Origin of the sequence: Devosia sp. A16, from assembly GCF_001402915.1 — a bacterium.
Lineage (GTDB): Bacteria > Pseudomonadota > Alphaproteobacteria > Rhizobiales > Devosiaceae > Devosia_A.
In genome coordinates this window covers 835,944-857,295 of sequence record NZ_CP012945.1, presented here as the reverse complement: position 1 = coordinate 857,295, position 21,352 = coordinate 835,944, and the positions used below count along the sequence as shown (strand labels likewise).

Sequence of the window (21,352 nt, the reverse complement as noted above, 5' to 3'; positions counted from 1 at the left end):
GCTTGCGAGCGCCAGCGAGTTAGCGAAGCTGGGTGAGGGGTGCGATCTCTCGGCATGCTGGACAAGCCAGCACGTTGCGGCGCTTCACCCCTCAACCGGCGCTTCGCGCCACCTTCTCCCCTGAGGGGAGAAGGGACCAGTGCCTTGATCGACCTGCTCGACACTTTGCAGCTGCCCACACAGGACTCCCCCCAATGCCCACTGCCGCCCTCACCGCTGACCGATCGCGCAAGCGGCCGTTCTGGACCATGGAGCGGCGGGACAGCCTGGTGGGCTATCTGTTCATCGCGCCCCAGCTCGTCGGCATCGTGCTGTTCGTGCTGATCCCGCTCGGACTGGTGATCTGGTACTCGCTGCATGAGTGGAACGTGCTGGCCGGCACGTTCCGCTTCGTCGGCGATGCGAACTATCAGAAGCTCGCGGCCGATCCGGCGCTCGGCGACGTATTGGGCGCCACGGCGATCTTTTCGGCCGGGCTGGTGGTGTTCAACCTCTCCCTGGCGCTGCTGCTGGCGATTCTCGTCAACCAGAAGCTTCGGGGCATCACGGTGTTCCGCACCATCTTCTTTTCGCCGGTGGTGGTGTCGCTGGTCGCCTGGACGATCGTCTGGAGCTTCCTCCTACAGGCCAATGGCGGCATCAACGGGCTGTTGCAGCTCATCGGCATCAGTGGGCCCAACTGGCTGCGCTCGCCGCCGACCGCCATGGCCTCGGTGATCGTGGTGCAGGTGTTCAAGAATGTCGGGCTCAACATGGTGCTGTTCCTCGCGGCGCTGCAGGGGGTGCCGCGCGAGCTCTACGAAGCTGCGCGGGTCGATGGCGCCAGCCGCTTCACGCAGTTCCACGCAATCACCGTGCCGCTGATCTCGCCCACCATCCTCCTCACCATGATCATCACCATCGTGGGTTCGCTCCAGGTATTCGCACAGATCGCGGTGCTGACGCAGGGCGGGCCGGGCATGTCGACCACGGTGCTGGTCTACTACCTCTACCAGCAGGCTTTCCAGTTTCACCGTTTCGGCTACGGTGCCACGATCTCGATCCTGCTCTTCCTGATCGTCGCGGTGCTCACCTTCGCGCAGTGGCAGATGCGCAAACGGATCGTCTTCTATGAGAACTGAGACCCCCCGCAGCGAGCTGTCGCCGCGCGCCCGCGTCGCGCTCTATGGCCTCCTCTGCGTCCTCGCCATCCCGTTCGTGTTTCCGACCTGGTGGATGGTGACGAGTTCGGTGAAGCCGATCTCGGACATCTTCGCCTTTCCGCCCGAGCTGATCCCGTCGCGCTTCGACTGGTCGACCTACGCGGAGGTGTTCAAGCTGCAGCCTTTCGCGCAGCAATACTGGAACTCGTGCTACATCGCGGCGATCGTCACGGTGGGCACCATGGCGGTGTCGTCGCTGGCCGGCTACGCCTTTGCGCGGATCAAGTTTCCCGGCGCCAACCTCATCTTCATGGTGGTGCTGCTCGGGCTGCTGATCCCTTCGGAAGTCACCATCGTCCCGCTGTTCCAGATGTTCCTCAAATGGGGGCTGGTGAACACCCACTGGCCGCTGATCCTGGTGCCGATCTTCGGCGCGCCGAGCGTCTTCGCCACCTTCGTGATGCGGCAGTTCTTCATCGCCTTGCCGGTGGAACTCGAGGAGGCAGCGAAGGTCGATGGGCTCAGTCGCTTCGGCATCTTCTGGCAGATCGCGCTGCCCTTGGCGAAGCCGGCGCTGGCAGCGGTCGCCATCTTCACCTTCCTCCACTCGTGGAACCTCTATCTCGAGCCCATCGTGTTTCTCACCACGCCCGCCAATTTCACCCTGCCGCAGGCGCTGACCCAGTATGTGGACGTCTACCAGGGGCCGATGTGGAACACCCAGCTCGCCGCCGCGACGCTGACGGCGCTGCCGGTGCTGGTGGTGTTCATCTTCGCCCAGCGCCAGTTCATCGAGGGTTTGGCTCACACGGGCTTGAAGGGCTGACCATGATCGAAGCTGCAATGCGCGCCGGAGAGCTGCCGGTGCTGGTGTCGCTGGGGCGGCATTATCTCGAGCTGGCGAAAGCGGCGGTGGATGCCGGGGCGTTCGGGCTGAAGTTCCATCTCAACGCCTATCACCGGGCGAGCGGCACCACCTTCGGCAGCTTTGCCGAGGAGCGGGGCTTCATCGAAGCGCTGGCGAAGCTGGGCAAGCCCATGTTGGTCATGAGCGGGCAGGAAACGCAGCCGAGCCTCGATGAACTCCAGGCGTTGGCCGATTACGGCGTCGAGGGCTGGAACATCTATCTGAAGCATGTGCAGCCGCACCTGCTGCAATCGCGGCTGAAGCCGATCCTGGCGCTCGACAGCGAGAGTGGGGCGGCCGATATCGCGGCGATCCGCGCCATTCCCGGCGCCATGGTCGAGGCCTCGATCGGGCGCTTTGCCGAATACGGCCAGCCGCTGAACGACGCCGACCTCGCCCGGTTCGCCGAGATCGCCGCGCAGTCGGGCCGGCCGGTGATCGCCCCGAGCCAGAAGCGCTTCACCGCCGCCGATATGGCCGGCCTCAAGGCGGCCGGCATCGGCGCGGTGCTGCTGGGCGTGGTGGTGACGGGGCTGGAGCCGGAGGGCATGCGACGCGCGGTGGCGCCGATCGTCGAGGCGGCGGGGCGGCTCAACTGACCGCTGCCGCCGGTGCGGGCTGCCCCCACCCCTGTCCTCTTCCCGCGAGGGGGAGCGTACCCCTCATGTCCGAGCCGGATGGAGGGGTGACAGTCTGGCCCCCCGCGTGGCGGGGAGGATCAAAGAGACGCCGGTGAAATCTATCGCGCGCGGCTGGTGCGCGAATCCTGGTCGAGGCGCAGCGGGTAGCGGGTGGGGTGGTGGGTGGAGCGGGTGAGGTTGAGCGGGCGCTCGTCGCCGTCGAAGGCCATCTGCTCGACCCCCAGCACCGCCGCCGGGGGCGGCAGCTCAAGGAGGCGACTTCCCTCGTCGTCGGCCAGCCGGGCCGAGAGGATGGTGTGGCCGCGCTGCGGCTTGAGGCCATAGCGCCCGGCGAGCTCGGCATAGAGCGAGCTGTTCGCCGCGGTCCAGTCGAGTTCGAGAATGCCGGGGACGATCGCGGCGGGCATCCAGTCATGCGCGATGGCGACCGGCTGGTCGTCGATGAGGCGCAGGCGGCGGAGCGAGATCACCAAGGCGCCCGGGCCGAGCTGCAGCGCCCGCGCCACGTCGTCGGGCGGCTCGAGCTCGGCGGCGGTCAACAGCCGGCTGCCCGGCCGGCGGCCATGCGCCACGGCGGTGGCGGTGAAGCTGCGCAGCAGTTCGAGCTCATAGACGCCCTTGGGGCGGCCGGTGGGATAGAATCCCTTGCCGGGGTGGCTGCGCAGGTGCCCTTCGAGCACCAGCTCGGTCATGGCCTGGCGAATGGTGATGCGGCTGACGCCGTAGAGCTCCACCAGTTCGCGTTCCGAAGCGAGCTTGGCGCGGGGCGGAATGGTGCCGTCGTCGAGCGCCCGCAGCAGGCGTTCCTTGACCTGCTTGTAGAGCGGTAGGGGATCGTCGCGCGTCACGCCGTTGGCCATGGCTTTGGGGTAACCGAACTGATTGCGCTTTGGAAGCGGGCGCCGCGCCCGCCGATCAAACTTAGCCGCACGATTCCATCTTGCCTACCTGTTATGACTGGATATGATCAGTTGTGGGAATGAAGGGGGCGCCGGGTGAAGCTGGTCGTTGTCGGAGGGGGAGGGCTGCGGGCCCCGCTATTCGTCGACCAGGCGCTGCGCCGCGCCGCTCGGACCGGGCTCACTGAGATCTGCCTGATGGACGTCGATGCGGCGCAGCTCGAGCTGATCGGCGCGCTCGCCACCGAGCTGGCCCGGCGCGCCGGCGGCGCGGTGGAGATTTCCACCACCACCGATGCCGAAACCGCCTTTGCCGGCGCCAGCTATGTGGTGACCACGGTGCGCCCCGGCGGCATCGATGGGCGTATCGCCGACGAGCGCATTGCGCTGTCGCATGGGGTGCTGGGGCAGGAGACCACCGGGGCTGCCGGTTTCGCCATGGCGCTGCGCAGCATCCCGACCATCCTTGCCTATGCCGAAACGCTGCGTCGGGTCAGCCCCGACGCCTGGCTGTTCAATTTCACCAACCCGGCGGGGCTGGTCACCCAGGCGCTGCGCGACGCCGGCTACACGCGCAGCGTCGGCATCTGCGACAGCGCCAATGGCGCGCAGAGCGCCATCGCCAAGTGGCTGCGGCTGCCCGAGCGGGCGGTGCGGGCCGAGGTATTCGGGCTCAATCACCTGTCGTTCACCCGTCGCGCCGAAGTGGCGGGGCGCGATGTGCTGCCCGATGCGCTGGCCGACGACCATTTCCTCGCCGGCACGGTGCAGCGGGTGTTCGCGCCGCATGTGGTGCGCCGGCACGGCATGTGGCTCAACGAGTATCTCTATTACTACTACTATGCCGACGAGGCGGTGGCGGCGGGCGCGGCCGGGCCGACCCGCGGCGAGGAGATCCGCGCCCTCAACCAGAAGCTCTTGCCACGCTTGCGCCAAGCCGAGCTGCTAGCCGACCCCGCACAGGCGCTCGATATCTATTTCGCCTATGAGCGCGAGCGCAGTGCGAGCTACATGCAGCATACGCATGACGATGCCGAGCCGGTGGCGGCCAAAGCCGATACGCATGACGGCGAAGGCTATGCCGGGGTGGCGCTCGACCTGATCGAGGCGCTGCAGGGCGGCACGCCGATCCGCACCGGGCTGAACGTGCCCAATGCGGGCGCCATCGCCGGCCTGCGCGACAGCGACGTGGTCGAGGTCAGCTGTGTGGTCGACCATCACGGCATCCGGCCGCAGCCGATCGGCGCCATGCCCGATGCGCAGGCGTACCTGGTCAACTCGGTGAAGCACTACGAACGCCTGACGGTCGAGGCGGTGGCCGAGCGGAGCCGGGCCCTGGCAGTGGAAGCGCTGGTGGCGCACCCGCTGGTGCTCTCCTATTCGCGGGCCGAGCCGCTGGTCGACAAGTTTCTCGCTGCTCATGCCGGCCATGTCGGGAAGTGGTCGTGATGCGTTCCTGCGACGTGCTGCTCACCGGCGAATATTACTGCGACCTGATCTTTGCCGATCTGCCGGGCCCGCCCAGGCTCGGGGCCGAACTGGTGGCGCGCGACCTCGCGGTGCTGCCCGGCGGCACCTACAACATCGCCCTGGCGCTCACCCGGCTGGGGCTCGATACCCACTGGGCGGCAGATTTCGGTTCCGACCTGTTCAGCGGCCTGGTGCTCGAACAGGCAGCGCGCGACGGATTGAGCCCGATGCTGTTCAACAGGCTCGACACGCCGCTGCGCCGCGTCACCTCGGTGTTTTCGAGCGGTGGCGACCGGGGTTTCCTCACCTATGGGGACGGCGCCATCGTGCCGCCGCCGGCCGGCACGCTCGCGCGGGTCAGACCGACCTGGCTGCTGCAGACCTTCCGCTTCGAGCCGGAATGGCTGGCCTTCATGCGCGAGGCGAGGGCCGGCGGCGCCAAGCTGTTTGCCGATTGCCGCGGCGGCGACTTCACCCTCGAGACGCCCGGGGTGCGCGAGTTCCTGAGCCTGCTCGACGTGTTTTCGCCCAACGAGGACGAGGCGATGGCGCTTACCGGCATGCAGCATCCCAAAAAGGCCGCGGCACAGCTGTCCGAGCTGGTGCCGATCGTCGCCATCAAGCGCGGTGCCGCCGGGGCGCTGGTCGCAGACTGCGGCCGCTGGATCAAGGTTGCGGCGCCTCAGGTGCCGGTCAAGGACACCACCGGGGCCGGCGATACCTTCAACGGCGGGTTCCTCTATGGGCTCTGCTCGGGGCGGTGCACCGAGGAGGCAGCGGAGCTCGGCGTGCTCGCCGGCTCGCTGTCGGTCACCGACTACGGCGCATTGGCGGCGCCGACGCTGAGCGCGCTCAAAAAATTCGCCGGGGAGCAGGGCAGGGGAAAGATGTTTCTCGAAACAGCCTCGTAAGCTCGGCACTATCTTAGTAGTGATTGTCTATAGGATTTGTAGAGAATAAGCACAGACCACAGACAAGGGAGTCCGTCATGGCTAAGAAGTGGCTTGCCTACGCCGTCGCTGCTTTAGGGTTGGTTTCTCCTGCGCTCGCACAGTCGACGATTACTTTCGGATATTGGGGCGACCCGCCGGAACTGCCACCCTTCGAGGAAATCGTTTCGAAGTACCAGGCGGCGCATCCCGATGTGAAGATCGAGATCCAGCACGCGCCCTGGTCGGGCTATTTCACCCGGCTCGACGCCCAGCTCGCCGCCGGCGCCGGCCCGGACGTGTTCTTCATCACCAATGTGCCGAGCTATGCCGCTCGTGGTGCGCTGGCGCCGCTCGACGACCTGATCAAACAAAGCAACTTCCCGATCGATCAGTATGTGCCGAGTTCGCTCCTCACCCACAGCTACGAGGGCAAGCTCTATTCGATCCCGCGCGACAGCGCGCCGAGCGCGCTCTACTACAATTCCGACGCCTTCGACGCCGCCGGCGTCGCCTATCCGAACGCCGACTGGAAATGGGCGGATCTGCGCGATGCAGCGATCAAGCTGACCACCACCGAGGGGGGCCGCATCACCCGCTATGGCCTGGCGCTCGAGTCCAACGACTGGGCGACCTGGGTACAGCAGAACGGCGGCAAGGTGTTTGACGATCCGCTGAAGCCGACGACGTTCCTGTTGGCGGAGCCGGCGGCGGTGGAGGCCATCCAGTATATCGGCGACCTGATCAACAAGGATAAGGTCATGCCGAACTTCCTCGAGGCCGAACAGGCCGGTGGCACCGCGCAGCTGTTCAGTAGCGGGCAGGCGGCGATGGTGATCACCAACCCCTCGCGGCTCGGCACCTTTGCCGAAGTGCCGTTCAAGTGGGCGGTGGCGAACCTGCCGGCCGGGCCGACCGGCATCCATTCCAACCGTACCGGTGGCGCCGGCTTCGCCATCAACGCCAACAGCAAGAACCCTGAGGCTGCCTGGGCGTTCCTCCAGTACCTCGCCGGGCCCGAGGGCCAGTCGATCTTTGCCAGCGCCAAGGCGGCGGCGGTGCCGGCGATGACCGGCAACGAGACGGTGCGGGCCGCGTTCAAGGCGCCGTTCGGCGACGTGTTCCTCAGGGAAGCCGAGGTGGGCGAGCAGTTCCCGCAGTTCCCGCGCTTCGTCGATCTCTCCAACCTCTATATCCAGCCGGCGCTGGACCTGGTGTGGAACGGCGAAAGCACGGCGGCCGACGCGCTGGGCGCCATCAAGGACAAGGTCAACGCCGAACTCGCCAAGTAGCACATGGCAGGCCACTCTGCCGGCCGGGACGCGATTAGGCGCCCCGGCCTCTTCTCAAAAGCAAACTGGATCTGACCCATGCGCGTCTTCGATGCACACGTTCACTACGGCTTCTGGGACAAGCTGTTCTCGCGCGGCGCCGAGATCGGCTTTCTCGAGGCGCTGTCCGATACCTGCGAGGAAGCGGGGATCGAGAAGGTTGCGCTGCTCGCCAATCCCGGCCGCGGCAATGACGCGCTGGCCGGCGCGCTTGAGCGGCGGCCCGACCTGATCGTCGCGCTCGGCCGGCTCGAACTCGACAAGGATCCGGTGACGCTGGTCGAGGATTTCTACCAGCGGGGATTTCACGGCATCAAGATCTCGGGTGTGTCGCGCAACTATGACGACCCGGCCTATTACCCGTTCTACGAGGCGGCGCAGGCGCGGGGGCTGCGCATCCTGTTCCATACCGGCATCCTGGGCGGCCCGGTCGACTATCTCGAAGGCGGCAAGGAGGATGCCTGGAAGGCCATCCCGGAAGGCGCCGACGAGGAGGCGCTGGTCACCCGGCTGTCGCGCGGCATGAAGCGCGAGCGCTACGGCTATTCCAGCGCCCGCATGCAGCCGATCTATCTCGACACCATCGCCTTCTATTTCCCCGAACTGTTCATCATCGGGGCGCATCTGGGCTGGCCGGATTACCGCACCGCCAGCGCCGTGGCGCGCTGGCGGCCGCGGCTCTATTTCGACATCAGCGGCGGCGACGTGGTGCATAACCACATCGTCGAAGGCGGCTATATCGGCAAGGAAATCTCGCCGCGCAAGCTCGTCTACGGTTCGGATTCGGACCTGCGCCGGGTGAAGGGCGACATCGAGCGCTGGAAGGCGGCCTTCGACACCATGGGGCTGAGCGCCGACGACAAGGACCGGATCTTCTATCGCAACGCCGCCTATATCTACGGGATCGACAAATAGTGGCTCGAAGGCGGCCGCAGCTGACCAAGGTCGCGCGCGCCGAGGAGCGGGCCGCCTGGCTGTTCCTCGCGCCGAGCCTGGTGCTGTTCGCCATCTTCACCGCCATTCCGGTGATCTCGGCCTTCTTCATCTCGTTCACCCAGTGGAACCTCTTCAACGAGGTGACCTGGGTGGGCCTGGGCAACTACATTGCGCTGGCGCATGACGAGATCTTCGCCAAGGTGCTGGGCAATACCGGCTATTTCGTCCTCGTCTCGGTGCCGGTGCAGATCGCCCTGGCGCTGGCCTGCGCGCTGGCGCTGAACCGCGGCCTCAAGGGGCAGACCTTCTTCCGCGTGGTCTATTTCCTGCCGGTGGTCACCAGCACCATTGCCGCGGCCCTGGTCTGGGCCTGGCTGTTCAACTCCAATTTCGGGCTGATCAATGCCGGGCTGAGCCTCGTCGGGGTCACCGACCTGCCCAAATGGATGGGCTCGACCCGCTGGGCCATGCCGGCCATCATCATCGTCTCGATCTGGCAAAACCTCGGCTACGCGATGGTGCTGTTCCTCGCGGGCCTGCAGAACATCGGCAAGGATGTGCATGACGCCGCCGCGCTCGACGGCGCCACCGGCTGGGACCGGTTCTGGCACATCACGCTGCCGCTGCTCTCGCCCACCACCTTCTTCGTCCTGGTGATCTCGATCATCGGCAGCTTCCAGGTGTTCGAACTGGTGCTGGTGATGACCAAGGCGGGCCCCGCCAACGCCACCAACACGCTGGTCTACTACATCTACCAGAACGGCTTTCAGTTCTATCAGATGGGATACGCCAGCGCCGCGGCGATGGTGCTGTTCCTGATCGTGCTGGCCTTCACGCTGGTGCAGTACAAGCTGCAGCGCCGCTGGGTGCATTATGGGTAAGAGCGTCACCGACTGGGTGCTGTTCGTGGTGTTGCTGATCGGCGCGCTGCTGATGAGCGGGCCGTTCGTCTGGATGATCGCCACCTCGTTCAAGCCGGCGGCCGAGGTGTTCCAGTTCCCGCCGACCTTGTTCACCGCCGACCCGCAGGTGGACAATTACCGGCGCATCTTCACCACCATCCCGTTCGGGCGGGCCATGGCCAACAGCCTCGTGGTTTCGGTGCTGGTGACGCTGCTGCAGCTCATCACCTGCTCGATGGCTGCCTATGCCTTCGCCTGCCTGCGGTTCCGCGGCCGCGAAGCGCTGTTCCTCATCTACCTCGCGGCGCTGATGGTGCCCTCGCAGGTGACGCTGATCCCCAATTTCATCATGATCAAGACGCTGGGCTGGATCGATACCTACCAGGGGCTGATCCTGCCCTATGCGTTCTCGAGCTTCGGCACGTTCCTGTTGCGCCAGTACCTGAAGTCGATCCCGGCGGAGCTGATGGAAGCGGCGCGGATCGACGGCGCTTCGCATGCCCAGATCTACCTCACCATCGTCCTGCCGCTGGCCAAGCCTGCGCTCGGGGCGCTCGCCATCTTCACCTTCGTCGCGCAGTGGAACAATTTCCTCTGGCCGCTGATCACCACCACCAAGCCCGACATGCAGGTGGCGATCGTGGCGCTGGCGACGCTGCAGGGCCAGTACAATACCGATTGGCCGCTGCTGATGACCGGCAGCGTCATCGCCATCGTGCCGGTGCTGTTGGTGTTCGTGTTCGGCAACCGCGCGTTCATCGCGGGGCTGACCACGGGAGCGTTCGGCGGGCGGTGAGGGGAGCAGCTCCCAGAATGGGAATCTTCTTGTTCCCAAAATGGGAATGGACTATATCTCTTCGATATGCAGGTGATCGCCAAACGCACGCTGAAGCTGTTCTGGGCGATCCATCCCGACGCCGAAACGCCCTTGAGCGTATGGCATGGTATCGCGTCAAGAGCCGAGTGGGCCACGCCCGCCGATGTGAAGAAGCAGTTCGGTACGACGGTGGATTTCGTGGGTGACAATCGTGTCGTCTTCGATATCGGTGGGAACAAATATCGACTGGTCTGCCACGTGGCCTACCCATTCAGGCGCGTGCTGATCAAGTTTGTCGGGACCCATGGGGACTACGACAAGATCGACGTGGAGAAGGTGTGACAATGGATGTTCGTCCCATCAAGACCGAGGCTGACTATGATTGGGCGCTGGCCGAGATCGTCAGGTATTTCGAGACGCAGCCCGCGCCCGGCACCCCTGAGGCCGATCGCTTCGACGTGCTTGCTGCCCTGATCGAAGGCTACGAGAGCCAGCACTGGGTCATCGCCACCCCCGATCCGGTGGAGGCGATCAAGTCGTACATGGTCACTTTCGGCAAGACGCAGGGGGATTTTGCCGCGCTGATCGGCTCGAGGTCGCGCGCCAGCGAAGTGTTGAACAAGCACCGCCGGCTGACGCTCGACATGGTTCATCTGCTCAACCAACGCTGGCGCCTGCCCGCCGACATGCTGGTGGCGCCGTACCACCTCGCGCAGGTAAAACCCAAGGCAGCACCAAAGCGCGGGAAACGTGCGGCTTAGGCCGGGCGGATCAGGGCTTCGCTGCCGATCGGGGTGAAGCCGAGGCTGAGGAAGGCGCGCAGCGAGCGGGCATTGCCTGGGGAGACCGCGGCGAACAGCAACTCGCCTTCGGGCACGAGGCCGATGGCTTCCTTGATCAGCGAGGTGCCGAAGCCGCGATTGTGGGTGTCGGCCTCGACACTCAGCTCGCGTCGCCCGCCGAGGCCGGCGCCGATGGTGACGAGGCCGCGCTCATCGCCATAGACGCGTACGTCGGAGCGATATTGCCGCGCATATTGCACGCGCGGGTGATCGTCGGCGTCGGTACGGAGCGGCAGCTTCGAAATGCCGGTGCCGCGCGTATAGAGCATCACGTCGATGACCCCGACAAAGCCCCGGGGCCCGGCGAGCCAGCGCAGGAAATCCGGCGCCATCGAGCCGCCATAACCATCCGGGCCCTGGCCCAGCACCTCGTCGGCGGAGCGCGCCGTGGCGACCACCGCATGGGCGGTAAAAGCCACCGAACATTCCCAGCCGCCGGCGAGCGGCGGCAGCACGGTGACGGCGCCATCGACTTCAGGGAAGCGGCCCTCGGCGGCGCCGGTCAGCAGATCGAGCAAGGGGTGGTGCATGGGGCTCGTAAGACCTGTTCTATCGGGGTCGGAAGTCTGCGATACAGGCGCTCGCCATGAAAGTCACTCCGCCCATTTCCGCCCCGAACGACATTGCCGATTTCATCGCCCTGCGCCGCCGGCTGCACGCCGCGCCGGAGCTCAGCCGCGCGGAACTCGCCACCAGTGCGCTGGTCGCCGAACTGCTCACCGGCTGGGGTTATGAGGTGGCAACCGGCATTGGCGGCGCCGGCGTGGTGGCGACGCTCAGGGCCGGGGCAGGGGAGCGCACGATCGGGCTCCGCGCCGATATGGACGCACTGCCGATTACCGAAGCCACCGGCCTCGACTATGCCAGCACCAAGCCGGGTGTGATGCATGCCTGCGGGCATGACGGACACACCACCATCCTCCTCGCCGCAGCCAGGGAGCTGGCGGAGAAACGCAATTTCTCCGGCACGGTGCGGCTGATCTTCCAGCCCGCCGAGGAAGTCGGCGGCGCGGTACAGATGATCGAGGACGGAGTGTTCGAGCGGTTCCCGGTCGACGCGCTGTTCGGCATGCATAACTGGCCGGGGGTGCCGGAGGGCGAGTTCCGCTTCATCGACGGGCCGGCTATGGCGGCGGTCGACTGGATCGTCATCACCATCAGAGGCAAGGGCGGTCACGGCGCCATGCCGCACGAGGCGGTCGATCCCATCGTTGCGGCCTCGTCGCTGGTGCTGGCGCTGCAATCGATCGTCTCGCGCAATATCGACCCACTGGAAACGGCGGTGGTCACCATCGGGATGCTGCACGGCGGCTCGATGCCCAACGTCATCCCCGACAGCGTCGAGCTGCAACTCAACACCCGCGCCTTTAGCGAGGCGGTGCGCGATCGGATCCGCGAGCGGATCAAGCTGCTGGCCGAAGCGCAGGCGGCGAGTTTTGGGGCCGTCGCCGAAGTGGTGCACCCGCCGGGCTTTCCGGCGCTCTTCAACCATCACGACGAGACCGCGTTCGCCCGGCAGGTGGCGGTAAGGCATTTCGGCGAGGCCAAGGTCGGATCGCTGAAGCCGCTGCTGGTGAGCGAGGACTTTGCCTTCATGCTGCAAAAGCAGAAGGGGAGCTACCTGTTCGTCGGCAATGGGGCGAGCGCGGATCTGCACAGCCCGAACTATGATTTCAACGACGCGGTGATCGCGCCGGCGGCGAAATATTGGGTGGCGCTGGTGGAGGATTATCTGGCCGCGAACGGGTAGTGCGCGATCGTCTACCCACAACGCTCACCCAATACTCGGTGTCATCCCTGCGAAAGAAGGGACCCAACTCACCGCCCGCACAAGCCGATGGATGGGTCCCTGATGACAGCCGGTGGGTTGTGCGGGCACGGGGCTTGGCCCGTGCAACCGCACTAAACCGTCGCTTCCAGCCGCCCCGCTGCGATAATCCGCTCGAGGAACTTCTGCGTCCTCGGGTTTTCCGGCTTCGAGAACAGCCGGTGCGGTTCGCCCTGTTCGACGATGCGCCCGTTGTCGAGGAAGCAGACGCGATCGGCGACGTCGCGGGCGAAGCCCATTTCGTGGGTGACGATCACCATGGTCATGCCGCTGGTTTTCAGATCGCGGATGATCTTCAGCACCTCGCCGATCAGCTCGGGGTCGAGCGCCGCCGTCACCTCGTCGAGCAGCAGCACGTCGGGTTCGGTGGCGAGCGAGCGGACGATGGCGACGCGCTGCTGCTGGCCGCCCGAGAGCTGCTCGGGATAGGCCTTGGCATATTGCCCCAGCCCGAACAGTTCGAGCAGTTTCAGCCCGGCTGCCTCGGCCTCGCGACGGTCGCGCCCGTGCACGCGGATCGGCGCCAGCGTGATGTTCTCGAGCACGCTCATGTGCGGGAACAGGTTATAGGCCTGAAAGACGATGCCGACCCGCTTGTAGAGCCCGGTGCGACCAAAGCTCTCGTCGTAGATATCGACCCCGTCGAGCCTGACCGTGCCTTCGTCGAACTCGGTGAGCCCGTTGATGCAGCGGAGCAGGGTTGATTTGCCGGAGCCGGAAGCGCCGATAAGGCACACCACCTCGTGCGCGGCGATCGACAGATCCACTGCGTCCAGCACCTGGCGCTCGCCATAGAATTTGGTGAGCTGTTCGATCTCGATGCGGTTGCTCATCAGCGGGCACCCTGGAGGCGGCGCGCTCGGTCGCGACGCTGCAGATGATCGGTCAGGCGCGCCAGGGGAATGGTGGCGAGCAGGAACAGGATCGCGGCGACGACGAGCGAGGAATAGTTGAAGGTGCGGGCGGTGTAGATCTGCGCTTCGCGCACTGCATCGCGGACGCCCAGCACCGAGAGCAGCGCCACATCCTTCTGCAGCGCGACCACCAGATTCAGCATGGCCGGCACGACGTTGCGCAGCGCCTGCGGCAGGATGGCATAGCGCAGGGTCTGCCACTGGGTGAGGCCGAGCGCCTTGGCCGCCATGCCCTGGCCTTCATGCACCGCCTCGATGCCGGAGCGATAGACTTCGGTGGCATAGGCCGAATAGCTGAGGATCAGCGCCACGCCACCCCAGAACAGCCCTTCCTTGGGGAGCCCGGGCAGGTTGAGCGCCGGAATGCCGAAGCCGAACAGCAGCACCAGCAGCAGCGCCGGCAGGCCGCGGAACAGATCGACATAGACGATGGCGAAGACGCGGAGCGGCGCGAACCAGGGGCCGCTCATGGCGCGGAAGATCGCCAGCACCAGCGCCCAGATGCCGATGCAGACAAGACTGATCAGCCAGATCTGCAGCGAAACTAGGAAGCCGCCGGCAACGCCGGGCGCTGCCTCGAGCATCGCCTCGAACGAAAAGAACTGGTTCTGGATGCGCGGCCACTGCTCGGCCGAGCCGACGAAATAGGCGATGGCGCCGAACACCACCACGACGCTGACCAAACTAATAAGGACCGGCGTGAGCCGGTCCTTGAGAGCAATCTGCCGGCGTCCCTTGCCGGGTCGTCGTGTCATTGCGTGATCTCGGGAATGCTCGGATCGGCGATCAGGTACTTCTTGGCCAGCTCGTCGATCACGCCCTTTTCCTTGAGCTTGGCGAGGCCTTCGTTGATCCACGGCACGATCGGGTTCTCGTAGGCGAAGAGCAGTCCGAGGCCCTCGTCCTTGGGATCCTTGGGCAGGATCGCGGTGATCTTGGCCTCCGGTACCTGGCAGCACGTGGCATAGAGCGCCGTCGGCAGCGCCGCGACGGTGGCGTCGATCTGGCCGCCCTGCAGCGCCTGGAACACGCCGGCCTGGTCATCATAGACGGCGGCATTGTCGATGCCGAGCACGTGGGTGACGTAGTCGAAATCGGTGGTGCCCACGGCTACGCCCCAGCGAGCGGCCTTCAGATCGGCAAAGCTCTTGGCGGCAGCCACGGTCGAGTTCGGCAGGGCGATCACCGCCTTGTCGGACTGGTAGTAGACGTCGGAGAAGGTCGCCACCTTGGCGCGCTCCGGCGTCACCGAGATCTGCTGGATCGAGAAATCATAAGGCTTGGGGCCCGGCGCGATGGCGCCGTCGAAGGTCACGTCGACCCACACCACGTCTTCCTTCTTGAAGCCGAGCTCGGCGGCGAGCGCATAGACCAAAGCCGCCTCGAAGCCTTCCCCGGCTTCCGGGTTGTTGTCGAGCACCCATGGCGGATAGCTCGGCTCGGAGGTCGAGACGGTGAGCTTGCCCGGCGTGAACAGCCTGGGGTCGTTGGGCGTCTTTTCCTGCGCCAGCACCGGCGTGACGACCATCGCCATCACGGCCAGCAGCGCAACAGTCAGAATATTGTGCTTGTGAGCCATCTTCACTCTCGTGTTTTCGCCCGGCGGTCGACGAAAATGCCCCCGTCCCCCGAGCCCCGCCGGCGAATTTACCGACAATCCGTCGCGGCGCCAGCCATAGAATTGCAGAGAATCGCGGCGGGGGGAATGTTCGTTGCATCTGCAATGACTTGCGGGGAACGGCGGGCTCCCTTCTCCCTCAAGGGGGAGGGGAGCTCAAGGCCGGTGTTTACGAGGCGCTCAGCGCCTCCGTCGGGGCCAGGCGGGCGGCGCGGATCGCCGGATAAAGCCCGGCAACCGCGCCGATCAGCAGCGTTGCCGCCATGCCGCCGAGCGGCACCCACGCCGGGATATCGACCGGCCAACCCTGCAGCCGGGCGTAGCCCGCGGTCACCAGCGCGCCGATGATGACGCCGCTGCCGCCCCCGAGCAGCGCCAGCAGCAGTGCTTCGCCCAGGAACTGCAGGCGGATATGGCCGCGCGTCGCCCCCTGCGAGCGGCGGAGGCCGATCTCGGCGCGGCGCTCCAGCACGGAGATCACCATGGTGTTGGCGACGCCGATGCCGCCCACCAGCAGCGCCACCGCCCCGAGCCCGAGCAACAGCCCGGTGAAGGCGAGGTCGGCGGCGGCTTCGGCGGCCAGCGCATCGGAGGGGCGCGACACGTCGACCTCGTTGGGCGCCTCGGGGTTGGCGGTGGCGGCAAGCAGGCCCCTCACGGTATCCACCGCCGCTGGCTCGGCGCGGACATAGAGCGTTGTGATGTCGCCGTCGAAATCGAGATAGCGCTCGCCGGCCGGCCAGCCGATCAGGGCGCTGAGATCGAGCATGGGCACCAGCGACACCGGCGCGAGGATGCCGACCACGGTGAACCAGCGGCCGCCGACCCAGACCGGCTGGCCGATCAGCCCGCGGCCGATGCCGAGCCGGGTGGCGGCGCGGGCGCCGAGCACCACCGCCGGGTAGCGCGCCGTGGCGTCGTTCAGCCAGGTGCCGGCAGCGACGGTGGCGCCGAGGGTTTCGAGCAGGTCGAGCCGCGCCGCATAGACGGCGAGGCCGCCCGACTGGCTCGCGGGGATGCGGTTGCTGCGATAGATCCTCGCATCGGCCAGCGCGCCGATGGCGCTGACCTCCCTCACCTCAGGAATGCGGCCGAGCATCGAAACCGATTCGGGCGGCAGGGTCGCGGCTTCGCCGAACAGCGAGGTGCCGGGGCTGGCGCTGAGCAGGTTCGTGCCCAGTTGCTGCAGCAACTGGTTGAGCTGGGCGCGGCTCGATGTGGAAATGCCGACCACCGCGATCATCGCGGCGATGCCGATGGCGATGCCCAGCGCCGAGAGCACGACACGCAGCGGCCGAGCCCTGAGCCCGTAGGCGGCGAGGCGGAGGATATCGACGGGAAGCAGCCGGGCCGGCGGCAAGGGGCTCATCGCGCACCTCGCCGCTTGTCCTCGACCAGTTGGCCGTCGCGCATCGTGGCCTGCCGGTCGAAACGGGCGGCGAGCTCGCGATCGTGGGTAATCACCACCACGGCGGTGCCGGCCCGCTGGAGCCCGAGCAGCAACTCAACTACGCCTTCGCCCGAGGCGCTGTCGAGCGCGCCGGTCGGCTCGTCGGCCAGCAGCAGCAGCGGGCGGCGCGCCAGGGCGCGGGCGATGGCGGTGCGCTGCTTTTCGCCGCCCGACAGCTGGTGCGGGTGGTGGTCGAGCCGATGCGCCAGCCCGACCTCGGCGAGCGCCGCCGCCGCCCGCTCGCGTCGTTCGCCGAGTGGGGTGCCGGTATAGAGCAGGCCATCGGCGACATTGTCGAGCGCCGAGACGCCCGGCGACAGGTGGAAGTGCTGGAACACGAAGCCGATGCGGCGGGCCCGCAGCGCCGACAGGTCATCGTCGCCCAGCTCGGCAACCGCCAGCCCGTCGATGGCCACCGTGCCGCTGCTGGCGCGATCGAGCGTGCCGATGATGTTGAGCATGGTGGATTTGCCCGAGCCGGAGGGCCCGACAATGGCGACGAGCTCGCTACGCGCGATCTCCAGGCTGACATCGCGCAGCGCCAGGACGCCGCCGGCGAAGGCGCGCGAGACGTTGTCGAGCGAGACGATCGGCGGGCTCATCCGGGCACGCTGACCCGCGCGCCCGCGGCGATGGCTTCACCGCTGACCTCGACCCGGCCGGCGGCGAACAGCCCGGTCTCGACCGGGACCAGCCGCGTTCCGCCATCCTCGACCAGCTCGACGGCAAAGCCGCCGGTGGGGCGCGCCAGCAGCGCCGCGATCGGCACCGACAGCACATCGTCGCGGCGCTCGCTGACGAAATCGACATCCACCGAGGCGACCTCGAGCCCGGCCAGCGCCGCCTGGTCGGCGATGGCGATGGTGACCTCGATATTGCCGTCCTTCACCACCGAGCCGACCTCGGAGATTTTGCCGGCCACCTGGCGATCGTCGGGCAGCGTGATGGTGACCGCCCGCCCCACGGCGGCCAGCGCCTGGTCGGCGACGGCGAGCGGCACCGTCACCAGCTTGGTGGTCGAGGAATAGTCGAGGATCGAGCTGCGCTCGGCCGAGGCGGCGAGCAGGGTTTCGCCGATCGCCGCGTCGTGCGCCGCGACATGCACCGGCCCCTCGGCGATCACCACCTGGCTCGCCCCGACAATGCCGGTGACAGGGAGGCCGGAGGCGCGCTGCCAAGCGCGGACCTCAGCGGCCAGCGGGCCGGCATAGCCCAGCGCGGCGAGGTTGGCGGCGAGCTGCGCGATATCGGTGGTGTCGCCGGCGCGGGCACGCAGCGCATCGCGGGCCTCACGCAGGCTGTCGCGCTTCACCGTGGCGTCGGCGATGGCGACGCGGGCGGCCACCGCATCGAGTCCGGCGGCCGCCAGATCCTTGTCGAGGCTGCGGATGGCGGCGGCGAAGCCGGCACGGGCGGTGGCGAGTTCGGCTTCGGCAGCGGCGATCTCGGCGGCGGGGGTCAGCTGGGCGGCCGAGAGCTCGCTGACGCGCTCGAGCCTGGCGGCCGCGACGCTGACTGCGCCGGCCAGTTGCACGAACTCGGGCAGGGCGGGTTTCTCGGCCGTGGCGTCGGCCCGCCGGGCGCTCAGGTCGGCGCGACGCGCCTCGGCGTCGGCGAGCCGCTGTTGTTCGAGTTGCAGCGTCAGCTCGGCGGCCGCCGCCGCGGCCTCGCTCTGTTCGAGCTCGACCCAGACCGGGCTGTCGGTCTCGAAGCGTAGCGTGCGGTGCTGCGGCACCGTGCCGTAGAACAGGATCACCGGCTGGCCGTCGAGCCCGTAGAGCGCTTCGCCACGCGAGACGATCGCGCCGAGCGGGGCCAGCGCCGTCACCATGGCGGAGGCGCCGGCGAGGGTCGGCCGCAACGCCGCGAGCTCGCTGTAGCCGAGCGTGCCGGTGACGGTCTTGCTGTCGACCAGCGCGCCCCGGGTGATCTCGGCCGTCGCGACGGGCGCCAGGGTCGGCGCAGCCGCTGGAGGCGCCGGCTGCAGCCCGACGAGGCCCGCAAGCGCGACGGCCCCGGCGACCACCGCGATGGCGCCGCCGGAAAGGATGGTGCGCAGATTGATCATCCGCCGATCATGATCCGGGCGCCGCGGCTCAGGTCGCGGCAGGCGCCCATTGCCGCCTTGAGCTTGGGATCGTCCGGGCCGGCGCCGATCCTCGTCACATCGAAGCGGCCGTCGGCGCCGGGGTCGGGGAAATTGGGCAGGCCATTGTCCCGCACGCATTGGGCGAGCTTCAGCAGCCCATCGAGCTGCTCGGGGGTGACGCCGTCGTCGCGCAGCCCGGCCGGCGCAAGCGCCCGGCAGGCCGTGGCAGCCTTCTCGAAGCGGGCAGCACCGCCGGGGGTGATGAGGAAGCGCATACCCTCGCCGGGCGTCGGATCGGGGAACTCGGCATAGCCGTTGTCCCGCATGCACTTGGCATAGGCGAGGGCGGCATCGTCATCATCGGTCGGCTGCTGGGCCAGCGCCGTAGCAGGCGCCGCAAGCAGCAGGCCGGCGAGGGCCAAGGGAAGTAAAGCTCGAGTGAGCATCGTCGCGTCTCCGTCGTTGGGGTGAGACGGACGTACGAGATTGGGTATTAGATGGGTGTTAGGTGGTTAGGGCTCGCCACAGACGCGATGCCCACCTCCCCATCAAGGGGAAGGTGGGTGCCGAGTTTGCGGCTCGATGTTGCCCAGATGCGAGCCCGCCGCCGGAAACCGTACCTGCACCACCAGCCCCCCGTCCTCACGCGGCGTTGCCTCCGCCGCGCCGCCATGGGTCTGGGCGACCGAGCGGACGATGGAGAGGCCGAGGCCAGCGCCGCGGGTGATCGGGGCGCGGCCAGTGCCGGCGAGGCGCTCGGTGGAGGCGAGCCGGCGGAACGGTTCGAACAGCCCGGGAACCTCATAGCCCGGCACCACCGGGCCGGTGTTTTCGACCGTGAGTTCCACGGCTTTGCCGCTCACGGCGGTGCTCACCCGGACCCAGCCGTTCTCACCGAGATTGTACTGGATGGCATTTTCGAGAAGGTTCTGGATCAGCCGCTCGATGAGGAAGGCGTCGCCTTCCACCATGCCCGGCTGCAAGGCGGTTTCGAGCCGCACGCCGGCCTTGTCGGCGATGGGGCGGAGTTCGGTGACGAGATGGCCGGCAATGTCGCTGAGCCCGACCGGATGGAAATCGCCGCGCTGCTCGCTGCTGGCGAGGGTCAGCAACCCATCGGTCAGCTTCTCGTGGCGCTGGTTGACGGCGAGCAGCGTGGTGCCGAGCTGGCGCAGCTTGTCGTCCGCGCCGGCCTCGAGCAGCGCTACCTCGATCAGCGTGCGGGTGATGGTGAGCGGGGTGCGCAGCTCATGGCTGGCATTGGCGACGAAACGGCGCTGGCTGTCGAAGGAGCGGTCGAGCCGCTCCAGCATCTGATCGAGCGTATCGGCGAGATCCCGGATCTCGTCCTTGGGGCCATCGAGCGCGATCCGTTCATGCAGGCTCCGGTCGGCCACCCGTCGTGCCGTGGCGGTGATGTCGCGCAGCGGGCGCAGCGCCTGGCCCGCCACCAGCCAGCCGATGAGGCCGGCGAGCACGGTGAGAAAGCCGACCAGCGCCAGGGACACCATCAGCATGGTGTCGAGCGTGTTCAGCCGGGCCTGCCGGACCAGCACGCTGATGCGCCCCGCCTCGTCCATCAGCTCGCGCGGCGGCAGCACGCCCGGCGCCCCCATCTGGCCCTCGGCCCCCGGAGCGGCGTCGTTGACCAGCCGGATGCTGAACTGCCGGTCGAGCACCACGCCGAGATAAAGGTAGATGGCGACGATCAGCGCCACCCCGGCGACGAAGAAGGCGCCGGCATAGAGCAGGCTCAGCCGGGTGCGGATGGTCCAGGGAAAGCCGAGGAATTTGAGGAGCCGCGTCATTTGAGCCGGTACCCCACGCCCGGCACCGTTTCGATCAGCTGCGGCTCGCCGAGTTTCTTCCGCACGTTCATCACGGTGAAACGCACGACCCCCGAGAACGGGTCGATCTGTTCGTCCCAGGCCTTCTCGAGCAACTGCTCCGCCGAGACGACGCCGCCATCGGCACGCAGCAGCTCCTTGAGCACGGCGAACTCCTTTTTCGACAGCTCCACCGGCCGCCCGTCACGGGCGACGCTGCGGCGATGCGGATCGAGGCGCAGGCCGGAGCGCTCGAGCACCGGCGGGATGGCCGGCCGGGCGCGGCGGCCAAGCGCCTGCACGCGGGCCACCAGCTCGGCAAAGGCGAAGGGCTTGGTGAGGTAATCGTCGGCGCCGAGCCCGAGCCCGGCCACCCGCTGCGCCACGGCGGTGGCGGCGGTGAGCATCAGGATGCGGGTAGGGGAATGGCTTTCGACCAGCGTGGCGCAGACCTCGTCGCCTGACACCAGCGGGATATCGCGATCGAGCACCAGCACGTCGTACTCGTTGACCAGCGCCCGATCGAGCCCGGCGGCCCCGTCATAGGCGACATCCACCGCCATGGCATGGAGGCGCAGGCCTTCGGCGATCGAATCCGCCAGCTGCCGCTCATCTTCAACCACCAATACGCGCAAACCAAATCCCTCCGGCGCCCGTCACTAGCCTACGCCGTGTTAGGGCGGCGTTAGAGCGTTTTTGCGGAGCGGCGGGGACCCTCTTGCGGTGGGCCGGGGGAAGCGCCGGCGGCGTCCAGATGCAAATGCCGGCTTGGCAAATCCTGCGGCCACGGCCAGTATTGCGGCGCGGGGGA

Annotated in this window: 23 protein-coding genes; 12 read left to right on the top strand and 11 right to left on the bottom strand. The window is 67.3% G+C overall.

Annotated features, from left to right (window positions below):
- Positions 1-194 precede the first annotated feature (194 nt).
- The 3 genes from APS40_RS04310 to APS40_RS04300 are packed head-to-tail and all read left to right on the top strand — an operon-like array spanning position 195 to position 2,648.
- Complete coding sequence (locus APS40_RS04310; RefSeq protein ID WP_055045895.1) at positions 195-1,121, top strand: carbohydrate ABC transporter permease; 927 nt, start codon at positions 195-197, stop codon at positions 1,119-1,121.
- A complete protein-coding gene (locus tag APS40_RS04305) occupies positions 1,111-1,968 on the top strand; it encodes a carbohydrate ABC transporter permease (RefSeq protein WP_055045894.1) in 858 nt (285 codons plus the stop codon). The genes APS40_RS04310 and APS40_RS04305 overlap by 11 nt, the downstream gene beginning before the upstream one ends.
- Positions 1,969-1,970: 2 nt before the next feature.
- Positions 1,971-2,648, top strand: coding sequence for a hypothetical protein (locus APS40_RS04300; RefSeq protein WP_055045893.1), 678 nt, complete (start codon positions 1,971-1,973; stop codon positions 2,646-2,648).
- 140 nt (positions 2,649-2,788) lie between these two features.
- On the opposite strand, the gene APS40_RS04295 is transcribed toward APS40_RS04300, so the two are convergent.
- Positions 2,789-3,550 carry a GntR family transcriptional regulator gene (locus tag APS40_RS04295; protein ID WP_055045892.1) on the bottom strand — a complete coding sequence of 254 codons (762 nt, stop codon included), beginning with the start codon at positions 3,548-3,550 and terminating at the stop codon, positions 2,789-2,791.
- A gap of 135 nt (positions 3,551-3,685) precedes the next feature.
- Between APS40_RS04295 and APS40_RS04290 the strand changes: the two genes are divergently transcribed.
- The 8 genes from APS40_RS04290 (at position 3,686) to APS40_RS04255 (ending at position 10,735) form a co-directional block, all read left to right on the top strand.
- A complete protein-coding gene (locus tag APS40_RS04290) occupies positions 3,686-5,038 on the top strand; it encodes a family 4 glycosyl hydrolase (RefSeq protein WP_055045891.1) in 1,353 nt (450 codons plus the stop codon).
- Positions 5,038-5,970 carry a carbohydrate kinase family protein gene (locus tag APS40_RS04285; protein WP_055045890.1) on the top strand — a complete coding sequence of 311 codons (933 nt, stop codon included), beginning with the start codon at positions 5,038-5,040 and terminating at the stop codon, positions 5,968-5,970. The genes APS40_RS04290 and APS40_RS04285 overlap by 1 nt, the downstream gene beginning before the upstream one ends.
- A 77-nt stretch (positions 5,971-6,047) precedes the next feature.
- Entirely contained in the window at positions 6,048-7,280 is a 1,233-nt protein-coding gene (locus APS40_RS04280; protein ID WP_082434178.1) for an ABC transporter substrate-binding protein, read from the top strand.
- Between the two features lie 78 nt (positions 7,281-7,358).
- A complete protein-coding gene (locus APS40_RS04275) occupies positions 7,359-8,234 on the top strand; it encodes an amidohydrolase family protein (RefSeq protein WP_055045888.1) in 876 nt (291 codons plus the stop codon).
- Complete coding sequence (locus APS40_RS04270) at positions 8,234-9,136, top strand: carbohydrate ABC transporter permease (protein WP_197279432.1); 903 nt, start codon at positions 8,234-8,236, stop codon at positions 9,134-9,136. The genes APS40_RS04275 and APS40_RS04270 overlap by 1 nt, the downstream gene beginning before the upstream one ends.
- Positions 9,129-9,953: a carbohydrate ABC transporter permease gene (locus APS40_RS04265; protein ID WP_055045887.1), complete on the top strand. Its 825-nt coding sequence runs from the start codon at positions 9,129-9,131 to the stop codon at positions 9,951-9,953. The genes APS40_RS04270 and APS40_RS04265 overlap by 8 nt, the downstream gene beginning before the upstream one ends.
- Positions 9,954-10,019: 66 nt before the next feature.
- A complete protein-coding gene (locus APS40_RS04260; protein ID WP_055045886.1) occupies positions 10,020-10,316 on the top strand; it encodes a type II toxin-antitoxin system HigB family toxin in 297 nt (98 codons plus the stop codon).
- A gap of 2 nt (positions 10,317-10,318) precedes the next feature.
- Positions 10,319-10,735 (top strand): helix-turn-helix domain-containing protein, encoded by a 417-nt coding sequence (locus APS40_RS04255; protein ID WP_055045885.1) that lies wholly within the window; start codon positions 10,319-10,321, stop codon positions 10,733-10,735.
- Here the strand turns inward: APS40_RS04255 and APS40_RS04250 are convergent.
- Complete coding sequence (locus APS40_RS04250) at positions 10,732-11,346, bottom strand: GNAT family N-acetyltransferase (RefSeq protein ID WP_055045884.1); 615 nt, start codon at positions 11,344-11,346, stop codon at positions 10,732-10,734. The genes APS40_RS04255 and APS40_RS04250 overlap by 4 nt on opposite strands.
- Positions 11,347-11,402: 56 nt before the next feature.
- Here APS40_RS04250 and APS40_RS04245 point away from each other — a divergent pair, with 56 nt between their 5' ends.
- Positions 11,403-12,566 (top strand): M20 aminoacylase family protein, encoded by a 1,164-nt coding sequence (locus APS40_RS04245; RefSeq protein ID WP_055045883.1) that lies wholly within the window; start codon positions 11,403-11,405, stop codon positions 12,564-12,566.
- A 152-nt stretch (positions 12,567-12,718) separates the two neighbouring features.
- On the opposite strand, the gene APS40_RS04240 is transcribed toward APS40_RS04245, so the two are convergent.
- The 9 genes from APS40_RS04240 to APS40_RS04200 form a co-directional block, all read right to left on the bottom strand.
- The gene (locus tag APS40_RS04240; RefSeq protein ID WP_055045882.1) at positions 12,719-13,477 is read right to left on the bottom strand and encodes an amino acid ABC transporter ATP-binding protein; all 759 of its coding nucleotides are present in this window, start codon (positions 13,475-13,477) and stop codon (positions 12,719-12,721) included.
- On the bottom strand, positions 13,477-14,313 hold the full coding sequence (locus APS40_RS04235; RefSeq protein WP_055045881.1) for an amino acid ABC transporter permease: 837 nt from the start codon (positions 14,311-14,313) through the stop codon (positions 13,477-13,479). The genes APS40_RS04240 and APS40_RS04235 overlap by 1 nt, the downstream gene beginning before the upstream one ends.
- Complete coding sequence (locus APS40_RS04230) at positions 14,310-15,137, bottom strand: ABC transporter substrate-binding protein (protein WP_055045880.1); 828 nt, start codon at positions 15,135-15,137, stop codon at positions 14,310-14,312. Before APS40_RS04230 ends, APS40_RS04235 begins: the two co-directional genes overlap by 4 nt.
- Positions 15,138-15,345: 208 nt before the next feature.
- The gene (locus tag APS40_RS04225; RefSeq protein WP_055045879.1) at positions 15,346-16,545 is read right to left on the bottom strand and encodes an ABC transporter permease; all 1,200 of its coding nucleotides are present in this window, start codon (positions 16,543-16,545) and stop codon (positions 15,346-15,348) included.
- Positions 16,542-17,228 (bottom strand): ABC transporter ATP-binding protein, encoded by a 687-nt coding sequence (locus APS40_RS04220; protein ID WP_055045878.1) that lies wholly within the window; start codon positions 17,226-17,228, stop codon positions 16,542-16,544. Before APS40_RS04220 ends, APS40_RS04225 begins: the two co-directional genes overlap by 4 nt.
- On the bottom strand, positions 17,225-18,694 hold the full coding sequence (locus tag APS40_RS04215; protein WP_055045877.1) for a hypothetical protein: 1,470 nt from the start codon (positions 18,692-18,694) through the stop codon (positions 17,225-17,227). The genes APS40_RS04220 and APS40_RS04215 overlap by 4 nt, the downstream gene beginning before the upstream one ends.
- Positions 18,691-19,161, bottom strand: a complete 471-nt coding sequence (locus APS40_RS04210) for a hypothetical protein (RefSeq protein WP_156342833.1) — start codon at positions 19,159-19,161, stop codon at positions 18,691-18,693. The genes APS40_RS04215 and APS40_RS04210 overlap by 4 nt, the downstream gene beginning before the upstream one ends.
- Before the next feature lie 102 nt (positions 19,162-19,263).
- The gene (locus tag APS40_RS04205) at positions 19,264-20,523 is read right to left on the bottom strand and encodes a sensor histidine kinase (RefSeq protein WP_055045875.1); all 1,260 of its coding nucleotides are present in this window, start codon (positions 20,521-20,523) and stop codon (positions 19,264-19,266) included.
- Positions 20,520-21,176 (bottom strand): response regulator transcription factor, encoded by a 657-nt coding sequence (locus tag APS40_RS04200; protein WP_055045874.1) that lies wholly within the window; start codon positions 21,174-21,176, stop codon positions 20,520-20,522. Before APS40_RS04200 ends, APS40_RS04205 begins: the two co-directional genes overlap by 4 nt.
- Between the last annotated feature and the right edge of the window lie 176 nt (positions 21,177-21,352).